The 25,899-nt window shown below is 63.6% G+C and carries 20 protein-coding genes and 2 pseudogenes; 10 read left to right on the top strand and 12 right to left on the bottom strand.

Annotated elements, in window-relative coordinates; all coding sequences use genetic code 11:
- Positions 1 to 654 precede the first annotated feature (654 nt).
- Positions 655 to 1,707: an IS110 family RNA-guided transposase gene (locus ACXJKO_RS17595; RefSeq protein WP_457092384.1), complete on the bottom strand. Its 1,053-nt coding sequence runs from the start codon at positions 1,705 to 1,707 to the stop codon at positions 655 to 657.
- Positions 1,708 to 1,790: 83 nt separating this feature from the next.
- Between ACXJKO_RS17595 and ACXJKO_RS17590 the strand changes: the two genes are divergently transcribed.
- Positions 1,791 to 2,099, top strand: a complete 309-nt coding sequence (locus tag ACXJKO_RS17590) for an AI-2E family transporter (protein WP_457092383.1) — start codon at positions 1,791 to 1,793, stop codon at positions 2,097 to 2,099.
- Here the strand turns inward: ACXJKO_RS17590 and ACXJKO_RS17585 are convergent.
- The 7 genes from ACXJKO_RS17585 to ACXJKO_RS17555 all read right to left on the bottom strand — a co-directional run bounded on the left by ACXJKO_RS17585 (position 2,090) and on the right by ACXJKO_RS17555 (position 11,949).
- Positions 2,090 to 3,901: a metallophosphoesterase family protein gene (locus ACXJKO_RS17585; RefSeq protein WP_457092382.1), complete on the bottom strand. Its 1,812-nt coding sequence runs from the start codon at positions 3,899 to 3,901 to the stop codon at positions 2,090 to 2,092. The genes ACXJKO_RS17590 and ACXJKO_RS17585 overlap by 10 nt on opposite strands.
- A 74-nt stretch (positions 3,902 to 3,975) precedes the next feature.
- Complete coding sequence (locus ACXJKO_RS17580) at positions 3,976 to 5,079, bottom strand: Lnb N-terminal periplasmic domain-containing protein (RefSeq protein ID WP_457092381.1); 1,104 nt, start codon at positions 5,077 to 5,079, stop codon at positions 3,976 to 3,978.
- On the bottom strand, positions 5,063 to 6,484 hold the full coding sequence (locus ACXJKO_RS17575) for an amidohydrolase family protein (RefSeq protein WP_457092380.1): 1,422 nt from the start codon (positions 6,482 to 6,484) through the stop codon (positions 5,063 to 5,065). The genes ACXJKO_RS17580 and ACXJKO_RS17575 overlap by 17 nt, the downstream gene beginning before the upstream one ends.
- Positions 6,485 to 6,598: 114 nt before the next feature.
- Positions 6,599 to 6,826, bottom strand: a complete 228-nt coding sequence (locus tag ACXJKO_RS17570) for a hypothetical protein (RefSeq protein WP_457092379.1) — start codon at positions 6,824 to 6,826, stop codon at positions 6,599 to 6,601.
- A 369-nt stretch (positions 6,827 to 7,195) separates the two neighbouring features.
- A complete protein-coding gene (locus ACXJKO_RS17565; protein WP_457092378.1) occupies positions 7,196 to 9,028 on the bottom strand; it encodes an SLC13 family permease in 1,833 nt (610 codons plus the stop codon).
- Positions 9,029 to 9,109: 81 nt separating this feature from the next.
- Positions 9,110 to 10,312: a M20/M25/M40 family metallo-hydrolase gene (locus ACXJKO_RS17560; RefSeq protein WP_457092377.1), complete on the bottom strand. Its 1,203-nt coding sequence runs from the start codon at positions 10,310 to 10,312 to the stop codon at positions 9,110 to 9,112.
- Between the two features lie 62 nt (positions 10,313 to 10,374).
- Positions 10,375 to 11,949, bottom strand: a complete 1,575-nt coding sequence (locus ACXJKO_RS17555) for an AbgT family transporter (RefSeq protein ID WP_457092376.1) — start codon at positions 11,947 to 11,949, stop codon at positions 10,375 to 10,377.
- A gap of 278 nt (positions 11,950 to 12,227) precedes the next feature.
- Between ACXJKO_RS17555 and ACXJKO_RS17550 the strand changes: the two genes are divergently transcribed.
- Positions 12,228 to 13,310, top strand: coding sequence for an AI-2E family transporter (locus ACXJKO_RS17550; RefSeq protein ID WP_457092385.1), 1,083 nt, complete (start codon positions 12,228 to 12,230; stop codon positions 13,308 to 13,310).
- 18 nt (positions 13,311 to 13,328) lie between these two features.
- On the opposite strand, the gene ACXJKO_RS17545 is transcribed toward ACXJKO_RS17550, so the two are convergent.
- The 3 genes and pseudogenes from ACXJKO_RS17545 to istA form a co-directional block, all read right to left on the bottom strand.
- A complete protein-coding gene (locus ACXJKO_RS17545) occupies positions 13,329 to 13,844 on the bottom strand; it encodes a LuxR C-terminal-related transcriptional regulator (RefSeq protein WP_457092375.1) in 516 nt (171 codons plus the stop codon).
- Between the two features lie 56 nt (positions 13,845 to 13,900).
- A pseudogene (locus ACXJKO_RS17540) lies at positions 13,901 to 14,506 on the bottom strand (ATP-binding protein); the annotation flags it as partial.
- Positions 14,436 to 16,005 (bottom strand): annotated as a pseudogene (istA, locus tag ACXJKO_RS17535) (IS21 family transposase). The pseudogenes istA and ACXJKO_RS17540, both read right to left, overlap by 71 nt.
- 154 nt (positions 16,006 to 16,159) lie before the next feature.
- Here istA and ACXJKO_RS17530 point away from each other — a divergent pair.
- From ACXJKO_RS17530 to ACXJKO_RS17510, 5 genes are all read left to right on the top strand, one after another.
- Positions 16,160 to 16,336 (top strand): hypothetical protein, encoded by a 177-nt coding sequence (locus ACXJKO_RS17530; RefSeq protein ID WP_457092374.1) that lies wholly within the window; start codon positions 16,160 to 16,162, stop codon positions 16,334 to 16,336.
- A 78-nt stretch (positions 16,337 to 16,414) separates the two neighbouring features.
- Complete coding sequence (locus ACXJKO_RS17525; protein WP_457092373.1) at positions 16,415 to 16,906, top strand: (R)-mandelonitrile lyase; 492 nt, start codon at positions 16,415 to 16,417, stop codon at positions 16,904 to 16,906.
- A gap of 137 nt (positions 16,907 to 17,043) precedes the next feature.
- On the top strand, positions 17,044 to 18,114 hold the full coding sequence (locus tag ACXJKO_RS17520; RefSeq protein ID WP_457092372.1) for a PQQ-dependent sugar dehydrogenase: 1,071 nt from the start codon (positions 17,044 to 17,046) through the stop codon (positions 18,112 to 18,114).
- A gap of 207 nt (positions 18,115 to 18,321) precedes the next feature.
- Positions 18,322 to 19,083 carry a glucose 1-dehydrogenase gene (locus tag ACXJKO_RS17515; RefSeq protein ID WP_457092371.1) on the top strand — a complete coding sequence of 254 codons (762 nt, stop codon included), beginning with the start codon at positions 18,322 to 18,324 and terminating at the stop codon, positions 19,081 to 19,083.
- Between the two features lie 246 nt (positions 19,084 to 19,329).
- Entirely contained in the window at positions 19,330 to 20,124 is a 795-nt protein-coding gene (locus ACXJKO_RS17510; RefSeq protein WP_457092370.1) for a shikimate dehydrogenase family protein, read from the top strand.
- 474 nt (positions 20,125 to 20,598) lie between these two features.
- Here the strand turns inward: ACXJKO_RS17510 and ACXJKO_RS17505 are convergent, their stop codons facing one another.
- Positions 20,599 to 21,519 (bottom strand): LysR substrate-binding domain-containing protein, encoded by a 921-nt coding sequence (locus tag ACXJKO_RS17505; protein ID WP_457092369.1) that lies wholly within the window; start codon positions 21,517 to 21,519, stop codon positions 20,599 to 20,601.
- Positions 21,520 to 21,610: 91 nt separating this feature from the next.
- On the opposite strand from ACXJKO_RS17505, the gene ACXJKO_RS17500 reads away from it, so the two are divergent.
- The 3 genes from ACXJKO_RS17500 to ACXJKO_RS17490 form a co-directional block, all read left to right on the top strand.
- The gene (locus ACXJKO_RS17500) at positions 21,611 to 22,504 is read left to right on the top strand and encodes a DMT family transporter (RefSeq protein WP_457092368.1); all 894 of its coding nucleotides are present in this window, start codon (positions 21,611 to 21,613) and stop codon (positions 22,502 to 22,504) included.
- A gap of 633 nt (positions 22,505 to 23,137) precedes the next feature.
- On the top strand, positions 23,138 to 24,952 hold the full coding sequence (locus ACXJKO_RS17495) for a peroxidase family protein (RefSeq protein ID WP_457092367.1): 1,815 nt from the start codon (positions 23,138 to 23,140) through the stop codon (positions 24,950 to 24,952).
- A gap of 704 nt (positions 24,953 to 25,656) precedes the next feature.
- Positions 25,657 to 25,899: transposase (locus ACXJKO_RS17490; protein WP_457092366.1), on the top strand; the 243-nt coding region annotated here is incomplete at its 3' end.

Below are 25,899 nucleotides of genomic sequence, written 5' to 3'. Positions count from 1 at the left end.
AACCCTGAGGGTCGGACAATGACATCCGTCAGATAACCAGCAGTTTCCCGCCGAGGTCTGCGAGATGAAGGAAGAGATGGACGAACGGTCTGCCCGGCGCAACCACAAGACTGGGTGCCATTTTGGCCCACAGAGGTCTTTCCGGTAGCGAGTCCTGGATGCGCGCGGATACCCATGATGGCCCGGAGCTGAGGCTCCACCCTGAGGCCGAATACATTGATGCAGCTCTCACGTTCGTCACTCTGCCAACATCATCTTGCGACGCACGGCCGGACCATACATATGGCACGGGGCCGACCTTCGCCGTACTTCTGCACTGCTGGGATGAGCGGACCTTCGCACCAACATCCGCTACTACTCAGTTTGACCCCTTTGTATGGACCGGCCGTGCGTCGCAAGAGGCTTTGCGTCGCAAGAGGCTTTTCGCGATGGTGAGGGTGGTCTTGCGCTCATGGATCCGGCCCGTGCGGAGGCGAACTCCTGGCCATCATGGATCTCCGCGCGCATCTGTTCTCATCAGCAGATCGGCCCTTTACGGCCATCAGGGTCACCAGAGCACAGATACGACGGCGCGACCGTTCTCCATCTCGTCTTCCTCTCGCAGACCTCGGCGGGTTCTAATCGGCTAGTGGTAGTAGAGGGGCGGGATCGCCCTTAGCCCCTCACAGCCGCTGTTCGTGGTTCATAGGTGCGGTTCTGGCTCAGCACGCTCCAGGCAATCCGCGCCAGCTTGTTGGCCAGAGCTGCCGCCAGCACGTTGTGGTGCAGACGGGTCGAAGCGGCTGTGAGCCAGTTCCCGAAACTGTGCTGGCGCCACTTGGCCGGCCAAAGCAGCAGCACGCGGGCGGCTTGGATCAACAAGGAGCGCAGGTCGCTGTTCCCGCGCTTGGACAGGCGGCCCAGGATCGTGCGGTCGCCCGTCGAGGTCTGCTTCGGCACCAGCCCGAGCCAGGCGCCGAAGTCGCGGCCTCGGCTAAAGGCGGCACCGTTGCCAATAGCGGCGACCATGGCGCTGGCGATGATCGGTCCCACTCCTGGCACACTCATCAGACGCTGGCAGGCTTCGTCAGCGGCCACGAGCACCTCGATCTCCTCGGTGACAGCATCGATGCGCTCGTCGAGATGATGCCAGTCCTGCATCAGGCCTTCGCTCAGGTGCACCATGCGCGGCGTGAGCACATCGGTGCGTTTGGCCAGGATGTCAGGCAGCGCCTGCCGCAGCGAACGCAGCCCCTGGCGMACGGCGATGCCGCGCTCCAGCAGGAMGGCGCGGATCTGGTTGATTACCGCCGTGCGCTGCCCCACCAGGCGTGATCGGACCCGATGCAGGGCTTGCAGATCAAGCTGCTCGACCGTCTTGGTGGGCACAAACCGCATGGTCGGCCGCAGGACGGCTTCGGCAATCGCCTCAGCGTCGCGAAAGTCATTTTTGTGGCTCTTGCGGAAGGGCGTCACGAACTGGGCCGGGATCAGCTTCACGTCGTGGCCCAGGGCCAGAAGTTGGCGGCTGAGATGATGGGCGCCAACACAGGCTTCCATGCCGATCAGACACGCCGGCATGTTGGCCAGCCGAGCTTCAACTTGCCCACGCGAGAGCTTCTGGCGCAGGACGATGGCGCCACACGCATCCAGGCCGATGAGGTGGAAGCTGTTCTTGCCGATGTCGATCCCAAGGGTGGCAACGGGCTGAAGCGGAGCTGTGGSCATGGCTCAGATCCTCGTGCTGGGGCGCCCCTCATGAAGGGTGCGCCGGTAAGCACGCCCGGTCCATCCCATTAGTGGACCTTCCGTTGTGGCCCCTGTTCCCAACCCTGCTCGTCACGGTCCAACTCGTGGTCGGGAGCTACATCGAGCCCCGCCTCTCGGGCAGTGCCCTGGCCATGTCGCCGTTCGTGGTCCTGTGCTCGATCTTTCTCTGGACATTCCTCTGGGACCTGCCGGGAACCTTCATGGGTGCCCCGATCGCGGTCGCCCCCGTCACGTTCTGTGCCAAGGAACCATCGACCTGCTGGCTGGCTCTTCTGCTCGAACCGCCGAACCAGGCGGATGGGCCGGATCGCGTCGCGGACGACCATCGCCGGGGATCGACTCAGCCCTGACTGCCCGAAAGCTCCACCTCGATCCGCTCTGGTGCCGCAAGGAGCAAGTCCTCACCATCAACCGCAAGCGTGTGAACGAGGAACGAGACCTTGCCGTCCTTCGCCGGTCCCATGACGGGCGAGGGGGCGGAGACGATCCGGACGCCGCCGCACTGTCCGATCCAGTCGGTGTGCCGGTGGCCGTGGAACACCACCAGACGCCCGGCCAGCGGCCGGAGTTGCCGCACGAACCAGGATCCGTTGACGAGGGCTGTCCCGATGCGCTCGGAAAACGCCTGGGCCGGCGTGGGATACTCCACAAGATGGTGATGGAGCGCGACGATCCAGCCGGCGCGCGGGAATTGCCTCATGGCAGCCTTGAGGGCCTGAGCATGAAGGGCCGATATCATGCCCAGTGCATTCGTGAAGGAAAAATGCGCTTCGGCATTCGAGTTGAGGAGCACGACGCCAAGGCCATCGTCCGTCGTCGGCGGGACGATCATCGGGAAAGCCTCGTCCCAGATCCGGGCCAGTCGGAGCGATTGGCGCAACCCTCCGCTATCGGCAAAGGCTTCGATATCGTTGCGGTAGGGAGCCAGTCTCTCCGTGAGAGTGGGGCCAAAGCGGCCCGTCTCAGAGTCGTAGCACAACGTCCTGTCACCATGGAGGGCCGCGATGGCGGAAAGCGTGCGCATCTGGCGCAGGCGCTTCCCGGGGCTCGTCGGCAGCTCGAGACGGGCCGGATTGGCGCGGTCGACGACGTTCACGTCGTGGTTGCCGGGAAGGATCAACAGGCGCTCGGCCAAACCCAGGTGTGCTGCGGCGACATCCAGGAATTCGGCCCATTCTGCTGACCGACCGGCATCCGTCATGTCGCCGGTGATCAGGACGAGGTCCAACGGCTGCTCCAGGTGGAGGGCTTCGAGGCGGTCGAAAACATCGTGAAGGCTTCCGTTGCCCTGAGGTCCGGTCCGGCCGCTCTCGATCCGGAAGCCGTACCGCTCCCCGACGACATGGAGATCGGAAAGGTGTGCGACGCGCCAGGTCCGGGATTCGGATGGCACGTCGGCGAAGGTTATGAGGTCGATCGGCCGCCCTAGGGTGGCATCTGCGAACGCCCACACGAGGGCGGCACCCATGACATAGCATCCGATGATGACGACAGCATTCGCAAATGCAGGGACGATCAGCCTTTGGGGCGCCAAGACGTCTCCCGCCTCACCGATCCATCGCGTGGCGGGCCAGGCGAGCTGGACGAACCAGAAGGACAGGGCGCTCACCAGGATGCCGCCACCGATGGCGGCCGCGGCGTAGAGGTGCACCCGCCGGCGTGGCCCGGCGCCCGGGATCAGCCGCCCGACCAGATGCCTTAGCCCCTCCCGGAACAAGGCATAAACCGGCTGCACGGCCAAGGCATTCAGGGACCAGAAGCCTTGCTCCGCCCCACGCAGCAGCGGCTTGCCGCCGACCCAGGCAAGGACAATCAGGCCGATCGTGATCAGGAGCGACGAGATCCCTGCGAACCCTGTCGTGAACTTCCCGGATATCCTGGCGCCCCATCCCAGCAGAATGAGAGGGGCAAGGCCCAGTAGGACGGCGGGAAGGCCTATGAGCATGACCCAAGCTACGACGAGCTTCGGAAGGCTGATCTCCGCTAGTAGACGTCCGCCGATGGCAAGGAGGGATCGACTCTTGGTGCTGGCAATATCGTCCTCGGCATCCCCGAAGCGCGGATCGATCAACGGGGAAAGCCAGGGATGCGGCCCCGACGGCGGGCCGGAACCATGCTGATGTTCAGTCGCTTCGCGGGACCCGATGATCATGACGATTGCTCAAACCGGATGTTGCTGTCGACGCGTGCTGACCTGCAAGCATCGACGCAGAGGGCGGGCAGGTATCAATGCGGCCCCGTCGGTAGGGCCGCGCGGATGCGCTGCGAGAAATCCGGTGCGCCGTCAGTCGCCTGCGCCGCCTCGTTGATGAGGGAGCGCCGCCGCAACTCCTCGAACGGCAGCGTCGTGTCCACCCGACCCGAGTGGTAAAGGTAGCTGTCGATCAGGCCATTGAAGAGATGGCGGATGTCGAACCGGCCCTCCCGACCGGCCGCGTTGGCGTAGCGAATGATGTTGAGCGTGCAGTTGTTGCTCAGCAGGTGGTACCATTCTGGGCGATCGGTGAGCTCGTTGATCCGCTCCAGATAGACCAGCAGGAGACGGCGCGCAGCTTCGGCCGAAGTATTGAGGCGGTAGAGATACACCGTCTCCCGGCGGTGGTTGGCGCGCACGCCGACGAGGTCACGTTCATCACCCACCACGTAGATCAGCTCGAACTGCTTGAACATCGAAGCGAGAGGATTGAAGCCCTCGCCGACCTCCGGGCGCGTCTCGATTGAGATGCTCAGCGGCGGCGCGTTGTCGAAGATAAAGCTCACGAACGTGTGCCCGACCAGTCCCTCGCTCCAATACGTCACGTAGAAATCGAGTCCCATCAGGTGGGACAGCAGCACGTCCCGATCCTCGTAACGCACAGTGAAGTCATTCCGGCTGCGGTAGTCGAAGTCGCGCACGCCCGTGAGCCGCACGCGATCGCCGTCGATTACCGCCCGTGGCATCACCGCGACTTCCGGCCGCCAAGGCCGATTGTGCGAGGGCGGGATGGCGATCCACCACGCCACCACCCCGAGGAACAGCACGACCACGACCGCGGGCATGTGGCGTCGACGCGACAGCCAGAGACCCCAGACTGCAAACGCCGCGAAGGCCGCCGCCAATCCAGTGCGCAGCCCGGCCCACGGCAAGTTCGAGTAGTGGATGGCCAAGGCGCTCCACGTGATGAGCACGATCCAGAACAGGAAACGGAGTCCCGCGATGACGAGGCGGCGCAACCCGGCTAAGATCGACCCACGGAGGTTCGGTCTGAATGCCCCGTCGGAACCTGCCGTCCCTACTTGGACCGGCCCGGGGGGTGGCCCCGTGGACGGGGTCTCACTTGGGGAGCGCATTTTTGTAGATCCTGCCATCCTTCATGATGACGAGGAAGGTCCTGTCCGGGTCCGCAACTAGATCGAGGTTTTCCAAGGGATTGCCGTCGACCAGCAGCAAGTCCGCCAACGCTCCTTCCTCGACGACGCCGAGCTTGCCGGGATAGGGATTGATAAAGCCCGAAAGAGCCATCAGCTCACCATTGTTCGCCGTCGCCATCCTGAGCGCCTCAGCGGGCGTGTTCCAGCGGGCCAGCATGGCCAAGGCAGCGCCCTGTTGGCTCGCGGCGGCGGGATCGCCGAGGATATCGGAACCGAAGGCCGTCCTGACGTTGTATTGCCGCGCGAGTCTGAAGGCGTTGTCAGTGCCCTCGAACACCTGTGTCGCCCGAGCCCTTGACGCAGTCGGCATGTGTTCAGACATGTGCAGGCCGTATGATAGGGGTTGCAGGCTCCACCAGATGCCCTTCTCGGCCATCATCCGGACGGTCTCCTCGTCGGCGAGCTGTCCGTGCTCAATGACCTTGACGCCGGCGCGAATGGCCCGCTGGATCGAACGCGGCTGGTAGGCATGGACGGCGACATAGGTGCCCCAGTCCTCGGCGGCCTCGACCGCGGCCCGCAACTCCGCTTCCGTGTACTGGGTCGACTCGATCGGGTTATGGGGCGGGGAGCTGACGCCGCCGCCGGCCATGAGCTTGATCTGGCTCGCGCCCATCCGCAGTTGCTCCCGCACCCGCAGCCTGACCTCATCAGGGCTGTCCGCGATGGCGGAAATCCCTTGAAGCTCGGTGTAGCTCAGCGGTCCGCCCGGCCTGCGCGGCAATTCGAAGGGGAAGCGGAAGTCACCGTGACCGGAGGTCTGGGAGATGAAGGCACCGGACGGGTAGATCCGCGGGCCGATCACGACGCCTTCGTCGATGGCGCGCTTGAGCCCGAACACCGGCCCGCCCATGTCGCGGATGGTCGTGAAGCCGCGCATCAGGGTCGCCTCGGCTTGGCGGGCGGCCAGCAGGTGGAGATAGGATGGCTCGCCGGTCAGCAGGACCGCCTGGGGCGTGGCGGCCATGAACGCATGCCAATGGGCATCGATGAGTCCTGGCATCAGCACGCGCCCGCCCGCCTCGATGCGCTGGACATCAGTATCGCCTCCGACATCGATCAGGTCCGCGGAGATGCGCTCGATGGCATTGCCCCGCACTAGAACGCGTGAGGGAGCCGACAGCGTTGCGCTCTTTCCGTCGAAGATCCGGACGTTCTCGAAGAGGGTTGCAGTGTTGCCGGGCTGAGACGTCGGCTGGGGCTGCGCCACGGCTGTCGGGAACCATCCGATGGTCAGGACGCCAGCCATCATGAGCAACCGGGCGGAAGCGTGCCTCAGGTTCTTGGTCGTCATCATCCCCGGCATTGCGACCGATCCTTTCATCTGGCCTCCACTGCGGTCTGGGGCACGACCCCGAACCATTCGTGATTTCCGCGGGCCGTTTGGTGCGAGATTCATGGCTTGCCGCAGCCACGCCGTCATGGACCCGGCAGGGCTTCATCCCGGATTGGTGGCTCCTTCGAACCTGCGGGCTAGGAGGCGGGACAGGATCCCCAGTCCGGCACAGACCATCGCTCCGATCAGGTCCGTGCGGATCGAGATCGGCAGCGTCACGAAACCAGCGAATGCCAGGATCGCGAGAACGGCCATCAGGGCGGCAACACCAAGCAGGATCCAGCCTAGCCCGTATAGAATGGAGGCCGAGATGCTGGGACCGAACCGCATGGCATTCTCCTGATGTCTGGCTGCCAGCGGCATGGTCCCGACGGATGATCCGAGGCGGCAACCTTGAACCCGTCCCAGACGACTGCGCGAGCACCGAGGTGGCGCTCTTGCGTTCGGTCCGCTCACGGGACGGTTCCGGAGCTTCGCCCCAGACGGCTGATCTGGCTATTGGGGAAAACCCCGATTCAGGGTGGGGAAACACCCGAGGCCGCAGTGTGCCTGGCCGTGCCAGGGACCGGAGGCCCGCCTGGGTTGAAGCCGCGTGCCTGCGTTGCCCGAAGGAGACCCCGGGACGGTTTTGGGACGGCCACCGCATGGAGAAGAAGCCTGAACGCCTCAATTGGCCGATGCCGAAACGTCGAGGGGCGGTCAGAACCGCCAGATCAGCGGCACGAGGAAGACCGACACGACGAAGAACCAGAGGAGCAGGGGCAGTCCCAACTTCCAGTAATCGCTGAACGCATAGCCTCCCGGACCCATGACCATCAGATTCGTGGGGGTCGCGATGGGGGTCAGGAAGGCCCCGGCCGCGGCCACCGCGGTGCTCATGAGAACGGGACGGGGCGAGACGCCCATGCTCGTGGCGGCCGCCATTCCGATGGGGATGACGATCAGAGCGGTCGCAGTATTGCTGATCAACTGGCCCATGATGGCGGTGAGCACGAAGAGGCCGGCGAGCAGGGCAAGGGGGCCGGCATCGCCGATCAGCCCGACAAGACCCTCAGCCATGAGCTGGGCGGCCCCGGTCGCCACCATGGCTGTCGACAGCGGCATCAGTGCGCCGACGAGGATCACCGTCGTCCAATCGATGGCGCGATAGGATTGCTCGACCCTCAGGATCCGGGACAGAACGATGGCACCGGCAGCGAGAAGGCCCGCGACGGCGGGCGGCACGAGCCCGGTTGCGAGCAGGATCACCATGCCGGCCAGGACGGCAATCGCTTGGTATGCTCCCGGCCCGAGGGGCACCGCCTGGCGCCGCACCAGCTCGGGCGAATTAACGACCAGCACGTCCGGATCATTGAGGTGGAGATCGAGAGCCTTCCAGGTTCCCTGGAGCAGCAGGGTGTCCCCAGGGCGCAGCGCCATTCCGTCGCGGCTGGAATTCGGGGTGCCGGCATCCACCTCGGCTCCGGCCCGCTGCACGGCGAGAACGATGAGGTCGCCGCTGTCGGTGACCATTCCCGGAAACATGGTCTGTCCGATGAGCCCAGAGCGCGGCGGGATCACCACCTCGGCCAGGCCGGAGCGACGGTTGAACAGGGTTTCCTCGCCTTGGTCCGACGCCGTGTCCTCGCGAAACGAGAGATGCATCCGCTTGGCGAGCATGGCGGCCGCTTCGGCTGTCCCGCGCACGAGCATGTGGTCGCCGTCCCCCACGGGCCGGCGCAGCGGGGCGGCACTCTCGCCGTCCTGCATGGCAACGAGTTGCAGTCCTGGGAACGCTGGGAGATCAATCTGCGATGGGGAAAGGCCGACATAGGGCGAGGTCGCGCGCACGCGCAGTTGGAAGATGCCGTCAGCCAATCCGTATTGCTCAACCAGCGTCCTGGCATGTTGACTGAGATCGGTCGGCATCTTGGCGCCGTTGCGCTGGGGCAGAAGCCGTTCGCCGAAGAGAATGATGATGGCCATGGTTCCCACGAGCAGGGGAATGCCCACAAGGGTGAATTCGAAGAAGCTGAACCCGCCGACACCCGCCTCGAGCCCCGCCTCGGAGACGAGGACATTCACTGGCGTGCCGGTGAGCGCAAGCATCGACCCGGCATGAGCGGAGAAGACGAGGGGCATCAGGAGCTGCGAGGACTTGCGACTGAGACGGACCGCCATGACGACCACGACCGGCAACAGGGCGGCCACCGCGCCGTTGACGCTGATCATCGCGGTGAGCACGGCCACGAAGCCCATGGTGAGAAGGAGGAGGCGCGTCCGGCTCTCCTTACCGGCACCCCGGATCAGGAGCTGTCCGGCCCAGGCCGTGACGCCGGTCGTCTCGAGACCCGCACTGACGACGAAGAGGCAGGCGATGAAGATCACGGCGGGATCGCCGAAGCCGCCCAGTGCCTGGCCTAGCGTGAGGATCTGCGTCGCCCACAGCGCCAGCGCCGTCGCCATGGCGACGATGACGACCGGCAGCCTGTTCCAGATGAACAGGACGACCGCCAGGGCGATGATGATGGCGATATTTGCAAGGGGACTCACTCGCCAGTCTCCTCGTGAGGCCGTCCGGAGGCACGCCCGGACGGTCGTACCAGGGTCGGGTGGCTTGATGCGTGCGCCACCCTAATCCTCGATCGTGGCCAACAGCAGGGCGAGGCGGCACCCCATCGCGAATTCCGGCAGGTTCACGTATTCCTTGATGGTGTGGATCTCCGCCTGGCCCGCGCCGATGGTGACGGTGGGAACGCCGTGCTGGTCGAGCCAGTTGGCGTCGAGACCGCCGTTCGAGAACAGGTAGTTGGGCTTGAGACCGAGCATGGTCATCGCCCTGGCCGCGCGCCGCACAACGGGCGCGCGCTCATCCAGGTTGAACGGCGGGTAGGACGGCTCGTGCGTGAAGGTCACGGCGGCCGTTTCGCCCTCATGATCCTTCACTTCGTCCTTGGCCCTCTGAAAGGCCTGTTCAAAGCCTTTTGCGATCGCCGTTGCGAATGCGGATGTCGGGCTGCGGGATTCTCCCCTGATGAAGACGTAGTCGGTCACGACATTCGTCGCGTCCCCGGCGGCCTTGCCATCCTTGCCGCCGAAGATGCCGACGTTGCTGGTGCCATTGCCGCCTGTTTTCACGACCTTGCCGAACCATCCTTCACGCTTCGATTCGGTGAGTGCGACAGCGCCGACAAGGGTCGCCGAGATGCCCCTCTCTGGCGCCACACCCGCATGCGAGGCCTTGCCCCTGATCTCGACCTCCCAATTCTCCTGGCCGACCGCGCCGACGATCAGGTCCGACGGGTCCTGGCCGTCGACATTGATGCACATCACCGCGCCGCCGAGCTCGGCCGGGTCGAGCTCGCGCGCGCCGTGCAGTCCGCTTTCCTCGCGAACCGTGAAGAGCAGCGTGATGGGCGGGTGAGGAAGGTCGTGCTTCAGGAGCGTCTCCACAAGGATGACGAGAACCGCGCATCCGGTGCGATTGTCCCCACCGAGGGCTGTGGTGCCGTCCGAAACGATGCGATCACCCTCGCGCCTCGGCTTCGCGCCGGCACAGAGCGGCACCGTATCGAGATGGGTCGAGAACAGGAGCCGCGGCCCTGGCCGGGTTCCAGGCAGGTCGACGATCAGGTTCCCCGTTTCCGTCGGGATGGGAATGCGCTTGTGGGCTTCATCGAAGCGGATCGCGGAAGCCGGGACGCCCGCCTTCCGGAGCGCCTCGGAGACGGCCGCGGCGATCTGGGCTTCGTGCCCAGTCACGCCCTCAACGGACAGGAACCGCATCAGGTGATCTTCCGCAGCGGCGACATCGAGGGGAAGCGCAGAGTTGCTCATTGTCTCATTCCGTTGCTTGCGATCGCCTTAACCCAGCGCGTCCGGCGACCATCGGCATCAGCTCACACCCCCCAAGGGAGGCCGAGCATCTGCCACATGGCGAAGAGGGCGGTCCAGAGAATGAACATCCACACGACGTAAGGCAGCATCAGCGATACGACGGTGCCGACGCCTGCGGACCGGTCGTATCTCTGCGCGAACCCGACTACGAGGGCGAAATAGGCGTTCAGGGGCGTGATCGCGTTCATCGGCGAGTCGCCGACGCGATAGGCTGCGAGCACCGCCTCCGGCTCGACGCCGAGCTTCATGAGCAACGGCACGAAGACCGGAGCGAAAATCGCCCATTTGGCGATGGCGCCGGTCAGCAGCAGGTCGATGATCGCGACGACGATGATGAAGCCGAGCAGCAGCGGCAGGGCACCGATATTCGCGGCCTGCAAAGCGCCCGACAGGCTGAGCGCCATCACCGTGCCCATGTTGGTATAGGTGAAGTAGGCGACGAACTGGCTCAGCACGAAGAATAGGAAGATCGTGCCGCCGAGGCTCTTGATCGACTTCTCGATCGCGGCGATCACCTCGGGCAGCGTCTTCAGTGTACCCGCCCCGACGCCGTAGGCCCAGCCCGTCACGAGGAACATCAGCATGATCAGCGCGATCAGCCCGTTCATGAAGGGCGAGTTGCCGATGAGTTCCCGGGTCTCGGGATTCCGCAGCGGCGCTCCCGAGGGAATGGTCAGCAGGCAGAAGACCGCGATCAGCCCAAGCATCCCAATGCCGGCGAAACGCAGGCCGCGCGACTCCTGCTCGGAAAGCTCGGCGCCCTGCTCCGTCGTGGTTCCTTCCGCGGCCAGCTTTGGATCGTAGGTTCCCAGGCGGGGTGCGATCATGCGGTCCGTGATGAAGGCGATGATAACAGTGAGGAACAGCACGGAAGCGAAGGAAAACCAGACATTCGAGGCAAGGCCGATGGAACGGTTGGGATCGACAAGATGAGCCGCGTCATTGGTGAATTCGACGAGCACGGCATCGAGCGGCTTGATCAGCATGTTGACGGTAAAAGCGCCGGCCACGGCAGCGAAACCCAGCGCGAGGCCAGCCAGGGGATGCCGCCCGACGGCCAAATAGGCGATGCCTGCGAGCGGGATCAGGACCAGATAGCCCGCATCGGCCGCGATGCTGGCGATGATCCCGACGAAGGAGAGGATATAGGTCAGCGCCCAGGCCGGCGATACGATGACGAGTTTCCGGATCAACGCGGTGACTAGGCCCGACTCCTCTGCAACCCCGGCGCCGATCATCGCGACAATCATGAGGCCGAYCGCGGTGAAGCTCATGAAGTTCGGGATCAGGGATGAGTACATGAAGCGGATGCCGTCCGTGGTCAGCAGACTGCGGATCTCTGTGGTGGCAGTCTCGATCTGATGCGTGTCCGGGTTGATGCGCTCGAAGGAGACGGCCGCTCCGAACAGGCTGAGCAGGGCGGAGAGCACGATGACGATGCCGATGAGGATCAAGAAAATGACCACGGGGTGGGGAACCATGTTCCCCACGCGTTCGACGGCGTCGAGAAACCGTTGCATCGCGGTCTTTGGCACGACTTCCGTGCTGCCAGTCAGGTCTCGCGTGCTGCTTTTCATATCCCGCCCTCGAGCCGGCGCATGGGGTGTTGCAGGCTTTCGTTGCCTTGGAGGCCCTCCCACTGCCTTGGGGGCCCTCCCTCGCGTTGGGTTGCCGGCGGCACGTCCCCGAAGCTTCGCCTCCGCCGGACGATCTGGCTATTGGGGGAAACCCTGGGATGGAGCGGTGAAACACCGGAGGCGACGTTCGCCCTGACCCCAGCCGCCGCAGGATTGGCCTGGATTGACTCGCCGCCTCCGGCTTGGTCGAATGGCGCACCGACACGGCATGGGACGGGATCCGTATGGCGAGGGCAAGGATCCTGGATGCCGGGATCGGGTTGATCGGCCTGACCGTCGTGCTCGGCGCGATGAGCGTCGCCAGCGCCGTCTTCGCGCCCGTCGCCTTTGCCCTGTTCCTGATCGCCCTCTTGTGGCCGCTCCAGAAACGGCTTCAGGCCTCGATGCCGCGGCTTCTCGCCCTCGCGGCYAGCGTCCTGGTCCTCGTCACTGCGTTCGTCGCCTTCGCCTCGCTGCTCGCCTGGGGCTTCGGCCGCGTTGCCCGCTGGGTGATCGCCAACATAGGCCGCTTCCAGGCCCTGTACGACCGGACGACGGCCTGGCTCGAGGAGCAGGGCATTGCGGTTGCGAGCCTGTGGGCCGATCAGTTCAATGTCGGCTGGCTTCTGGGGCTCATGCAGAAGTTGACGAGCCAGGTGAACACGACCCTGAGCTTCTGGGTGGTCGTGCTCATCTACGTGATCCTCGGCCTGCTCGAGGTGGACGGCACGGCCCGGAAGATCGAGGCTCTGCCCAGCCGCACCGTTGTCCATGTCCTGAGCAGGGGCAGTGCGCAGACCGCGGCAAGGATCCGGCGCTACATGGCGGTGCGCACGCTCATGAGCGTGCTGACCGGGGCGCTCGTCTGGATCTTCGCGGTCGCCTTCGGCTTGCCGCTCGCGCGGGAATGGGGCGTCATCGCCTTCGCGCTCAACTATATCCCGTTTATCGGTCCCTTCATCGCCACCCTGTTCCCGACGCTGCTCGCGATGGTGGAGTTCGAGAGTTGGAAGGCAGTCCTGGCCGTGTTCGCCTGCCTCAACGTGATCCAGTCGGTGGTCGGCAGCTATGTCGAACCGCGCCTGTCCGGCACGGCGCTCTCGATGTCGCCGTTCGTGGTCCTGTTCTCGATCTTCCTGTGGACCTTCCTGTGGGGCCTGTCCGGAACCTTCATCGGCGTTCCGATCACGGTTGCGGTCCTGACCTTCTGCGCCCAGCACCCCGACACCCGCTGGCTCGCGGCCCTGCTCGGCTCACCGGATGGCAAGGACACGCACGTGTCCGATCCAGCCGCCGGGCCGGAGGATCGAATACCGCGGTAGGCGCGCGTCGACCCGGTTCTACGGCTCGACCATCTTGTTGCGGATCGCATAGCGGACCAGGTCGGCAGACGTGTGCGCGTTGATCTTGCGCATGGCGGCGGCGCGGTGGGTCTCGACCGTCTTGAGGTTGATGCCGAGGAGCTGGGCCACCTCCTTGTTCGTGCGTCCTTCCGCGATGAGCTGCACCACGCCGCGCTCCCTGGACGACAGCGCATCTCCCTGTGCATGGCTGTTGGCGAGGTAGGAACTCAGCAGGGTTTCCGAGACCGGTCCCGTGAAGAACGGCTGGTGCCGGGCCAACGCCTCGACCGCCGCGATCAAGAAACGCCGGGCATCCGACTTGAGCAGGTAGCCCCGCGCGCCGGCCTCGAGGAGCTCGCGGATCAGCGGCTCACTCCCGTGCATCGTGAAGATTAGCACCTCCGTCCGGGGCTGGAAGGCCCGGATCTGCCGGGTGGCTTCGATGCCGTTCATGAGCGGGAGCTGGTAGTCGAGGATGGCAACGTCGGGTTGGGTCGAGCCCGCGAGTTCCACCGCCCGCTGGCCGTCCTCGGCCTCGGCGACGACCTCCCACCCCGGCTGGTCGCCCAGAAGGCGAGGTTCGTGGTGACGAGGATCGAGGTCTGCTCATAGAGGCGGCTGATCAGATGGAACAGAAGCTGGCCGCCTGAGAGCGCAAACGGCAGGTATCCAAGTTCGTCCAGGATCACGAAGTCCATTCGGGTCAGGTACTCGGCCAGCCGCCCCTGTCGGCCTGAGCGCGTCTCCGCTTCAAGCCGGTTGACCAGATCGACCACGTTGTAGAAGCGTCCGCGGGCTCCAGCCCGGATACACGACCGTGCAATCGCAATCACCAAATGCGTCTTGCCGGTTCGAGTGCCGCCGATGAGCACCGCATTGCGCTGGTGGGTCAGGAAGTCGCCGCCGGCCAGATCCCGAACCAAGGTTTCGTTGATCGGGGTGTCGGCAAAAACGAACTCCTCGACGCCCTTCGCCAGGGGCAACTTGGCGAGCGTCATCTGGTATTTGATCGAGCGGGCGTGCTTCTCGGCAATCTCAGCGGTGAGCAGGTCCTCCACGACGCGCTGTGGCTCGTGAGAGCGCTTGATGGCAGTGGTGACGATCTCATCGAAGGCCGCCCTCATGCCGAACAGCTTCAACTGACCCATGGCGGTCAGGATCTCGGAACGCTCCATCATCGCACCATCCTCCTCAAGGCGTCGTAGCGGGCGCAGTCGGCCACTGGCTCATGCCGCAGCCGTAGCGCATCCGGGGTCATGATCGTGATCGGGAGGGCCGGCTCGCGATGGCGGCTCAGGATGTTGAGCACAACATCGGCCGAGTAGACCTCCTGGCTGAGAGCCTCGGCACAGGCGGCCTCCACAGCAGGGAGACCGTCACTCAAGACCGCCGTGAGGATCGCTACCATCCGCCGATCCCCGTCCGGGACGGGGATGAGCTTGCGGCGCACCCGCTCCAGGGCGGACGGCAGCACCCAATCCTTGAACGGCGCCCCATTGCGGAGCGCCCCGGGCTTTCGGCTCAGCACCGGCACATAATGCCAGGGATCGTAGACGGCTCGGTCCCGGCCAAAGCGGCGCGGGTGCTCGCCGACCACCCGCCCATCCTGTCGGATCTCGATGCGCTCGGCATAGGCGCGGATCTCAACCGGACGCCCGACCGCGCTGGCCAGGACCGAGTATCGGTTGTTGTCGAAGCGAACCAGGCAGGTTTTGGACACCGAGGCCTGGATGGCGTGGAAGCCATCGAAGCGGCCCGCATAAGGGACAAGATGCGCCCGCTCCCTCTCAAAGCAGGACCAGACCATCTGGTCGGGGAACTCGGGATGCTTGTGAGCTTTGGCGAAGGCGATACAGCGGTCAAGCAGCCAGGCGTTGAGCTCGTCGTAGCTCTTGACCCGCAGCCGTGGCGTGAAGAAGCGCTCTCGCACCAGGCCCACCTGGTTCTCGACCTGGCCCTTCTCCCAGCCTGAGGCCGGCGTGCAGGCCACCGGCTCGACGAGGTAATGGCTGCACATCTGCAGAAAGCGACGGTTATAGGTGCGCTCGCGCCCGACGAGGATCGCCTCCACGGCAGTGCGCATATTGTCGTAGATACCGCGCTGGCATGCGCCCTTGAAGAAAGCGAACGCCCGGTCATGGGCATCGAAGACCATCTCCTGGCTCTCGCGCGGATAGGCGCGCACGAACGGCATGCGCGAGTGGCACAGTCGCATATGAGCGACCTTGATCACCACGGTCGTGCCGTTGATCAGGACGACCTCGTGACTCCAATCGAACTGATAGGCCTCGCCCGGTGCGAAGATCAGCGGCACGTAGGCATCCACGGCGGCGGAGCGTTCGCGGTGCCAGCCCCGGGCGTAGCGGCGTACGGCATCGTAGCCGCCTTCATAGCCCAGGGCCCGTAACTCCTCGAAGACTCGAATGAGGGTCAGGCGCTCGCGGGCCACCTTGCTGGCGTTGGTCACCAGCAGGCGATCCAGGTCGTCCCTCCAGCGCCCCAGCTGCGGCAAGGGCTGGATCTTCCGCTGGTAGGTAAAGCTGGTGGCCTCCGAGCGCAGCACCTTGCGCACGGTGTTGCGCGAGGCCTTCAGCTCGCGGACGATCTCCTTGATCGACTTACCCTTGACGAAGAACTCGCGTCGGATGCGCGCAATCGTCTCCACAACCAGCATCTCCCGACCCACCCGCTCCAGCCTCGGAGTAGGTAGCTTCGCCCACACACACGAGGGGTCGAAGTTGGATGCCGATCACCCCTCAATCGGGGTTAAACTTGCACGCCGAAACACAATGTTGCTGGGTTTCGGCCGGAAGAGCCTGGCGGGTTCCATGATCGGGGGCATCGCCGAGACACAGGCGGTCATCGACTACTGCGCCACCCGCAACATCAAGGCTGACATCGAGCTGATTACGCCCGATCAGATCGACCGAGCTTACGAGCGGGTCGTGAACAAGGACGTGCGCTATCGCTTCGTCATCGACATGACAGCGGGCCGTGAAGGCTGATTTCGGGCCATGGCCTCGGCGGCGAATGGCTGCCGTGGGCAAACCGGCACCGTCAAACCAGCGACTGAAAGGACGACCATGAGACATCTCCTCGGAAGGGCCATCTCTCTCGCGCTCATTGCCTCGACGGCAGTCCATGCTGAAAGCATGCAGATCATGCCGGGCGGCTCGCGGCCGTCCGCAAAGGGACCGGAGGCGAATTTCACGGGGTCGGTGGTGGTCGACCCGCTCTACCCCAGCAACGAACACACTTCGAACACCGGAGGCCATGTCACGTTCGAGCCGGGTGCCCGCTCGGCATGGCACACCCATCCGGCAGGACAACTCCTGATCGTCACGTCCGGCACGGGCTGGGTCCAGGAAGAAGGGGGCGTAAAGCGGGTCATCAGGCCCGGAGACGTCATCTGGACACCTCCTGGCATCAAGCACTGGCACGGCGCGACCGCCAGCAACGGCATGAGCCACATGGCCATTACCAACATGCGCGACGGCAGGAGCGTCGACTGGATGGAGAAGGTCACGGACGAGCAGTATCTGGGTGGACGGCCCAATGGAAGCACCGGGAATTAGCATGATGAAACTCGGACTGCCTTCGCACCCCCGTCCTAGCCTGCAAGATGCTCCGCATCACCAGGCGCATCCACCATTGCTGCGCCCGTTCCACACTTCGCGAAACCCAGCCAACCCATGACCAGAGAGAACGCCGGATGAGATGTCTGCATGTTGCCCTTTCGCTTCTTGCTCTTGCCGATGCCCTCGGCATTCCGGTTGCTCTCGCGCAGGAGCCCGGCGCAAGGCCGATCCTAAGAACGACGCCCGGAGGCTGGTCGGTGGAGGTCGTTACCGAGGACCTGAACTATCCCTGGGACATCAACCAGGTTGGCAACCGGATCGTGATGACCGAAGCCGGTGGGAATATCGTGATGATCGAGAATGGCCGGTTGGACCGCTACGCGATCGCGACCTCGGATCCCGTCGTTCATGACGGCGGGGGCGGGCTCCTCGGAATGGCACTCGCGGAGGACTTCCAGACGAGTGGACTTGCGTACCTGTACCACTCCTACAGTTCCGGTTCCGGCCTGACCAACAAGGTCATTGAGGCGCGGTTCGATGGCAAGGCGTGGCGAGAGACGCGTGTGCTGCTTGCGGGAATTCCAGGTCACCGGCTCTACAATGGCGGACGCATCGCCATCGGTCCCGATGGACATCTGTATGTCACGACGGGTTGGACGGAGAACCGTCAGCAGCCCCAGGACCTCGGCAGTCTGGCCGGCAAGATCCTGCGCATGACGCGTGACGGACAGGTGCCGGAGAACAATCCGTTCCGGGGGTCGTACGTCTACTCCTACGGCCACCGCAATCCACAAGGACTGGCGTGGAACGAAGCGGGCGCTCTCTTCGTCGCCGAGCATGGACAGTCGGCCCATGACGAGATCAATCTCATTAGGCCGGGCGCGAACTATGGCTGGCCGCTGATCTCCGGAGACGAAAAGCGACAGGGAATGGAGCCCGCCGTGCTTCAATCCGGCAACGACACGTGGGCCCCGTCCGGTATCGCGTTCGCTGGGAAGGAACTGCTTGTCACGGCGCTTGTCGGCCGCGGCCTCTACGTATGCGACGAAGCGGCCGGAGCCTTGAGGCTCGTGTTCACCTCGAACGACCGGCTCAGGGACGTGATGCCGGTCGGACGGGATCTCTATGTCATCACGACCAACAGGTCGCCGAGAGCACAAGGTCCCTCGGAGGATCGATTGTTGCGGCTGTCGCCTAACCCGTAGGAGCGGATTGGGCGCGAGCTTCGCACAAAGCCCATCGGGACTGACCGTCAGGTGTCAATGGCGGCGCAGGCCTGCAACCAAAGGTTCGACCCGGAACACCGTATTCATGAGCAGGGTACATGGGTCTATGCGAACTTCACCACCTAATCGCGGATGATCCTGAACGCTATCGTTCCCGCGCTTGTTGCAGCCAAAAGGAATGCTTCCATGAACCTGTCTTTCAAAAACAAGGTTGCTCTCGTCACTGGTGCGGCTTCCGGCATGGGCTTGGCGACTGCCAAGGCCTTCGCCGAGGCGGGAGCGGCTGTCACTTTGGCTGACATCGATGAGGATGGGGCCCGGTCCGCTGCGGAGGGCCTCGTCGCTGCCGGCCATAATGTGATCGGCATCCGTTGCGATGTCGCCGACATCGATGAGGTGGCGGCGATGGTAAAGGAAACCGTCTCCACGTTCGGACGTCTGGATGCGGCGTTCAACAATGCCGGGGTGCAGAGCCCGCTTGCCGAGACCGCCGATGCTGACCCCGAGGACTATGACCGCGTAATGGGGGTCAATCTGCGCGGCGTCTGGAACTGCATGAAGTACGAACTGCTCCAGATGCGCGAACAAGGCAGCGGCGCCATCGTAAACTGCTCGTCACTCGGCGGACTTGTCGGCATCGCCGAGCGGGGTGTCTATCACGCCTCCAAGCACGGGGTGGTCGGGCTGACCAAGAGCGCCGGGCTCGAATATGCCTCCAGAGGGATCCGGATCAACGCAGTGTGCCCCGGCATCATCGAGACGCCGATGGTTACGGGTATGCTGGAAACGCAGCCCGAAGCCATGAAGGAACTGATGAAGGAGGTGCCCATTGGGCGTCTCGGTCGTCCCGAAGAGATCGCCGACGCGGTTCTCTGGCTGTGCAGCCCTGCCTCCAGCTTCGTGATCGGCCACGCTCTCCCAGTGGATGGCGGTTACACCGTGCGCTGAAGGCTGCGGCAGCGAACGCCATAACGCAAGAGCCAGCCCGCGATGCGGGTTGAACCGGCCCCCGTGTTGCCGGCCAATGCCCGCCTTGGCCGGCACCGGACTATCATGAAAAGTGCTGCCCCTCATGCGAGGTCAACGCAGCGCCGGAGCGAAGGGCGCAACGGAAACACATCCCCAATCTAAACGATTGCGGTGGTAATCTGATGGCATCCCCGCTTAGCGGCATGGCAAGACCGAGGTCACCGAATGCTTGAATGTCTGAGCGGCGAAACGCGGTTGTATCCGATCCTTGGCGACCCGATCACCGCCGTGAAATCACCTCAAACGTTGACCCGCGGGTTTGAGGCACGGGGCCACAACGGCATCTGCGTGCCCATGCAGGTTCCGCAGCCGGACCTGGAGGACGTCATGCACGGACTCACGCCTGTCCCTAACGTTGATGGCCTGCTGATCACCATGCCGCATAAATTCGCTGCCTTCAGGCTCTGTGCCAGCAGCTCCGAGCGGGCAAAGCTGCTGGGGGTCGTGAGCGTGATACGTCGCAACCCGGACGGTTCGTGGCATGGCGACATGCTCGATGGCCTTGCCTTCGTGAAGGCGCAGACGGACGCGGGGGCCCAGCCGGACGGTGCGCGGGTGTTGCTGGTCGGGGCCGGTGGGGCCGGCAGCGCCATCGCCATCGCGCTGCTTGAGGCGGGGGTTCGCGAGCTGATCATCCACGACAGCGACGAAGCTCGCGCCGCCCACCTGATCGAACTCCTGTCTAGCCAAGGCGGTGGCCGCGTGAACGTCGGCCCGCCGGACCCGGCCGGCTGCGACATGGTGTGCAACGCCACGCCGCTTGGCATGACTGCCGGCGACCCGCTGCCCGTTCCCGCGAATGCACTCGCCCCTTCGATGTTCGTGGGCGACGTCATCGCCGGGCATGGGCTGACGCCTCTGGTGCAAGCCGCCCGCGCCGCCGGCTGCAAGACCGCGACCGGCGTGCAAATGGTCGAGGCCGTACAGGAGATGATGCTCGACTTCTTCCTCCGGAAGTGATCACGGCAGAAAGGGCCAGCACCGTCCGCCCTGTCATACGCTCGAGGCGGCGGCAAGGGTTATGCCGTTCCATGCATAGACACCCGCAAAATTCCGCCTCTGAGCCCGGAATGTCTCCTAGTGGCACTTCCAAGACGTTAGCTCGAGGGCAGCAATCCTTATGAGCCTGTGTGAAACCGCGAACCGGGCCGACTAGCGTGAAATATTTGTACAAGTTCTGGCGTCTGCACCGGGAATTTCGCGGCCTAATAAGGCTCAAGAGACATAAAGTTTCTTCGAGGAGTGGCTCGTCAGCGTTTTCACACAGGCTCCTTATGTAAGCGGACGTTCCGAAGGAGACGGGAATTTCTCCGGGTGACCCCCAGCGGTCCTTCATCAGGTCCGAGAACCAGCTATGTCAGGCTGGCTGACAGCCGATTCTGACGGAACTCATCCCTTGAGAGCATCTATTCCGACCGTGACGCGTAGGATGTTCTACGTTTTCAAGAATGCTTCGACCGCAGGGGAGGGCAAGCCCGCCTCCGCCATGATCCGCCGGGCGAGATCTGCCGCGGACGGCCGCAACCGGCTTGAGGGCCGGTCAAGCCAATAGGAGACAGGATTGAGTGCCATCCGCGGATCGACTGCGACGACGCGCCCGCTGCGCAGCGCCTCGCCGGCTAGCGGCGGACGGGCCAGGGCCACACCGAGGCCATAGGCTGCGGCGTCGAGCACGAGGTTGTAGTCCTCAAAGCGGCGGTCCTGCGGCCGAGGACGATAGTCCATCCCTTGTGCCGCAAACCAGGTACGCCAGCCTGAGGCGTCGGAGTCGTGCACGAGCGGATAGTCCAGGATCCGCTCCGGCGCTCCCGTTCCGAGGGAACTGGCTACGGCGGGCGAGGCTATCGGAAAGCACTGCTCCTCGAACAGGCGCACGGAGACGCGTCCCGGCAGGCTCCCACGACCGCAGCGGATGGCCAAGTCAATGCCCTCTGCTTCGAGATCGGTGTTGCGATGCTCCACGACGAACTCAATCCGCAAGGGCGGGTTGCCGCTTTCAAAGGCCTTCAGGCGCGGCATCAACCACAGACTGCTGACCGACGGAATGGTCGTAAGGCGGACGACAGCTGCGCCCCGTCGCTCGACCCAGCGGTCGGAGCTGTCGGCAATCAACGCGAAAGCCTCGCTCGTCCGTTGATGGAGACGCTGCCCCTGCGGGGTCAGAGCAACGCCGCGGGCCTGCCGGTCAAAGAGCTTCTCGCCTAGCCAGTGTTCGAGCTTGGCCACCTGTCGGCTGATGGCGCCATGCGTGAGGTGGAGGTCGTGCGCCGCCGCCGAGAAGCTGCCGAGGCGGGCTGCGGCCTCAAAGGCGCGCAGAGCATCGAGTGGTGGCAGTGGTGGCGAGCTGTGATCCATATGCACAGCTGATCCTCGAATTGTTCGATTGTCAATCAGCTCAGTTGGCAGGATTGTCCGGCCCCATCACTTCCCTTTGAGAGTTGTCGTTATGAGCATCGGTGCCGCCTATCCTTCTCAGAGCAAATCCGTCGACGGCGTGACCACTGCTGCCATCGTCGTCACGATCCTGGCTTGGGCTTCAGCCTTCCCGGCCATTCGCGCTGGCTTGCAGGCTTTCGGGCCGATTGAACTCGGAGCCCTGCGGTTTGCCGTTGCGGCGATCCCGGCAGCAATCTTTCTCGCAGTCACGCGCCCTGCATGGCCAACCGTGTCGGATTTCCTCCGGCTGGTAATTGGCGGCTTTCTTTTCGTGGCGCTCTATACGGCTCTTCTGAACATGGGTGAGCAGACGGTCTCGGCCGGGGCGGCTAGCTTTATCATCAACACGAACCCGATCATGACCGCTGGTCTTGCGATGCTCGTGCTCGGCGAGCGGTTCAGCGTCCGCGCTTGGATCGGAACAACTCTGTCGTTTGCAGGCATCGGCTTGATTGCTCTCAGCGAAGGGCAGGGGATCCACCTCGACACTGGGGCTCTGCTCATTCTCGGAGCCGCTCTGTGCACGTCAGTAACGACGATCGTGCAGAAGCCGCTCTTCGCCAAGCACAAGCCGCTGACGGTTTCGGCTTGGAACATGGTGCTTGGCGCTCTGTTCCTGTCGCCCTGGTTGCCCAGTGCCGCGTCCGAGTTTGCAGTCGCATCGGCTTCGGGCATTCAGGCTGTGATCTATCTCGGTCTGGTACCCAGCCTTGTTGCCTATGGCACGTGGGCCGTCGCGCTCTCGCGCTTGCCGGCCAGCCGTGCGTCGAACTTTATGTACTGCGTGCCGCCAGTCGCCACGCTTCTCGGGTTCGTTTGGCTCGGGGAAGTGCCGACTTTGCTCGGCGTTATCGGCGGCACTATGGCCCTCGTCGGCGTCGTCGTGGTCAACTTACGGCGATAGGAGCGAAGAGAGCATTACTAGCTCCATTCGGTCTGACATTAGGACCGAGTGCCAGAAAGCAGATCCGGATCAACTACTACACACCTCGGACCCAGGCGCTCTCATGCAGGACCAGATCGGGATTTGGCCAGATGAATCGAAAGCTGAACAAGCGGCCCTCTTACACGACAGCGTCAGCACTTGGCACTCCTGAGACCTAAGCCTGAAGGCAGCAATCCTCATCGAACCGGACGTTCCGAAAGCGCAGGGAATCTCGGCTCCTGCCCCGAAGGCGACCTTCAGCAGGCTTGGTGGTGGTCTGGCATCACGAACTCACGGGCCGTAAGCGGACCTAATTTGGCGCAAAGAGGGCAATCAACCACTCGGATACAGCTTCCAGGACGTCATAGCCGTTGCTGCGGTTTCTTCAAACACTCTCGTGCCGCTTGCTTAGCAAATTCGGCTCTAACTCATTTGCGCGTTTGATCTGAAACCTTCGCTGGAGTTATTGTGCTACTGTATAGCGCATCGCATTTTCGCGTCTCTGTTTTAGTACCCAGCAGCTTTACATCCTCGATCCATTTCGACCGCCTCATTCCAGAGTCTGCGTTGCGCGGACGGGCCATTCCACGATCCCAAGCACGGAGAGAAGCGATGCTGTTTCTGAAGCACGGCGGCCATATCCTGGAGCAAGAGGGCCCCAAGGAGCAGGAACTCGACCAAAAGGTCGAGAGCATGACCCTCGCCCGCAAGGTTGCTCCGGGTCTTGCTCAGGCTCTCGCACGAAACGAGACCTCACCGTTCGATTACCTGTTCCCTCAAATCGCCAAAGACCCGGACGCGCATCTTCCAGCGACCGACCCCGCCAAAGTCGTTGCTGATCTTCGGGCGCTGGGGACGGCCATGGCAGAGCAGACGCCGGCAGCGCCCGAGCAGAACTCCACCATCCCGCCGGTCTACACCTATTGGGGCCAGTTCATCGATCACGACCTGACCGCCAACACCGACCGCAACTCCGACGTGAGCGACATCACCAAGCCCAACCTGACCCCGCTTGATCCCGGATTCGTCACGGCCAATCTGCATAACTTACGCCGCCCGAACCTGGACCTCGATAGCGTGTACGGGGAAGGTCCCGCCACGTTCGGAAACCCGAGCCAGGACGCCGGCTTCTACGACGGCATCAAATTTCGCATCGGCCGCAACACAGACAATCCTCCAGGCACACCTCTGGGCGGTGGCATTCCGGGCGACAAAATCCCGCCGGCTGACGATCTTGAGCGGGATTTGCCCCGGATCGGGCCTCTGCTTGATGCGGGGGTGATCCAGGAGACGGATTTCACGCAGGAGCAGCGCGACGACCCGAGCTTCCGCACGCGAGCCTTCATCGGCGATGCCCGCAACGATGAGAACCTGATCATCGCCCAGTTTCACTTGGCAGTTCTCAAATTCCATAACCGTGTGGTGGACTGGCTCTCGTCGGAGCAGAACGATGATGGATTTGACTTCCCGGTCTTTGGGGTTGGCTTTCGGCCCGGCAACCGCCTGTTCAATCGGGCTCGGCGGCGGGTCCGCTGGCACTATCAGTGGCTCGTGGTCAACGACTACCTCAAGACGGTGACCATGCCGGGCGTTGTTGACAAGGTTCTGTTTGGTGGGCCGAAGTTCTACGCGCCCCATCGAAGGCGGCTGTTCATGCCGCTCGAATTCTCGGTCGCCGCCTTCCGGTTCGGTCACAGCATGGTGCGGAGAGCCTACGATCACAACCGCAACTTCGGCAAGAACAACGGCGGTCCGGGCGTCGTGCAGCCGTCCGCGTCGTTCGATCAACTCTTCCTGTTCACCGGCACAGGCTTCCAGCGTGACGATGCGGGGGCGATCACCCACAATCCGTTCCTGGGCGCCCCAACCCTGCCGTTCAACTGGATCATCGAATGGGACCGCTTTGACAACAAGGGCAGCTCGGATCCGACCCACTTCGCCCGCAAGATCGACACCCATCTGGCGCCTCCCATCCTTGATCTTGTTAATGAGGGCAATAATCTCACCGGCACCCTCCAAACCCTGATCAAGCACCTGGCTCAGCGCAATCTGGTGCGCGGCTATCTGCTCCACATGCCGACCGGGCAGGCTGTGGCTCAGGCGATGGGCGTGGTCCCGTTGAGTGAAGCGGAACTTCGAAAGGACAATTCCACTGCAACGAACACTGCGCTCGACCAGGGCGGTTTCATCGAGAAGACGCCGCTGTGGTATTACCTTCTGAAGGAGGCAGAGGTCCGCGCCAACGGCAACACGCTTGGCGAAGTGGGCAGCCGCATTGTCTGCGAGACCATTATCGGTGTGCTGTTGTTCGACCGGGACTCCTATCTGCATCAGCGCGGCTGGGATCCGGCCGATGGTGTTCTGCTGGACAATGGCGACCCGATCGTCACCATCCGTGACTTCTTCAAGTTTGCCGGTGTTGCCTAATTCGAGAGTACTCGCTCGGTCGTATCGCTTCAGGCGCGCCCGAGCTCATATCGGCACGTCGGCGCTGCGTCCGTCTTCCACAAAGCATGGAACGCTTGCTGTAGAGTACGTTCGGTGAGCGGCCCCACTGGGATAGCTCAGGTACCCACCTGGCTCGCTTCGGACTACGCCAGACGTGGAGCGGGTGTCTACGGTCGCAACAAACCAGATGCCGACGCCGGCACTGGAGGCTCCAAGGCACGATCAGCGGCAAGACCCGTGCCGTCGCGATGCCACAGGCGAAATACTCATGCGAGCTTGGATCACAGAGAATGCCCGGTTTTGGCACTTCCCGGACGAAAGCCGAAGGTCGGCTTAATGCAGAAACAGTGGACGTTCCTGAAAGCAAGGGATCGCCGCTAGATGACCCTAATCGGAGGTTCTTAGCAGCTGGAGGCCACTTCTTCGGAAGCGGCCCATGAGACAGATCCAAGGCTGCCCCGTTGAGCCCGATACTTGGAAGGCTCTACTTCTTATCCAGCCGAGTTCGGCAGGGTTGCTTGTCTTACGCAATGGCGAGACCTAACATGCTAGCTGGTCCAGGTTCGCGACAGACGGACCAGACCTGGGAAGTAGTGTGGTGAAGGTTCTGCAAATCGCCTGAGCGGGGCGGTCATGGCAGGATGGTGATGTTCAACGTCACGCACTCCGAGAGGAGCCCCACCATGACCAACGCCAAAGATAAACCTGCCGCCGCTGCCATCAAGGACCTTCTCAGCCAAAGCCCGGACGGCCTGCGCGAGATCGTGCGTGCCGTCATGCAGGAGATGCTCGAAGCCGAGATGACCGACGCCCTTCAGGCCGAGAAGGGCGAGCGCACCTCGGCTCGCCTGGGCTACCGCTCGGGCTACTACACCCGCACCTTGGTGACCCGGGTCGGCAAGCTCGAGCTGCGCGTGCCACAGGAT

The organism is Microvirga sp. P5_D2, from assembly GCF_054049475.1.
Note: the sequence above shows the minus strand (reverse complement) of the source record. Positions and strands in the feature narration are given on the sequence as shown.

Coding starts and splice junctions, on each gene's coding strand:
- ACXJKO_RS17510 (WP_457092370.1), top strand. CDS start 19,330: ATGCTTGAATGTCTGAGCGGCGAAACGCGGTTGTATCCGATCCTTGGC.
- ACXJKO_RS17560 (WP_457092377.1), bottom strand. CDS start 10,312: ATGAGCAACTCTGCGCTTCCCCTCGATGTCGCCGCTGCGGAAGATCAC.
- ACXJKO_RS17515 (WP_457092371.1), top strand. CDS start 18,322: ATGAACCTGTCTTTCAAAAACAAGGTTGCTCTCGTCACTGGTGCGGCT.
- ACXJKO_RS17580 (WP_457092381.1), bottom strand. CDS start 5,079: ATGCGCTCCCCAAGTGAGACCCCGTCCACGGGGCCACCCCCCGGGCCG.
- ACXJKO_RS17530 (WP_457092374.1), top strand. CDS start 16,160: ATGATCGGGGGCATCGCCGAGACACAGGCGGTCATCGACTACTGCGCC.
- ACXJKO_RS17495 (WP_457092367.1), top strand. CDS start 23,138: ATGCTGTTTCTGAAGCACGGCGGCCATATCCTGGAGCAAGAGGGCCCC.
- ACXJKO_RS17520 (WP_457092372.1), top strand. CDS start 17,044: ATGAGATGTCTGCATGTTGCCCTTTCGCTTCTTGCTCTTGCCGATGCC.
- ACXJKO_RS17505 (WP_457092369.1), bottom strand. CDS start 21,519: ATGGATCACAGCTCGCCACCACTGCCACCACTCGATGCTCTGCGCGCC.
- ACXJKO_RS17575 (WP_457092380.1), bottom strand. CDS start 6,484: ATGAAAGGATCGGTCGCAATGCCGGGGATGATGACGACCAAGAACCTG.
- ACXJKO_RS17585 (WP_457092382.1), bottom strand. CDS start 3,901: ATGATCATCGGGTCCCGCGAAGCGACTGAACATCAGCATGGTTCCGGC.
- ACXJKO_RS17570 (WP_457092379.1), bottom strand. CDS start 6,826: ATGCGGTTCGGTCCCAGCATCTCGGCCTCCATTCTATACGGGCTAGGC.
- ACXJKO_RS17525 (WP_457092373.1), top strand. CDS start 16,415: ATGAGACATCTCCTCGGAAGGGCCATCTCTCTCGCGCTCATTGCCTCG.
- ACXJKO_RS17500 (WP_457092368.1), top strand. CDS start 21,611: ATGAGCATCGGTGCCGCCTATCCTTCTCAGAGCAAATCCGTCGACGGC.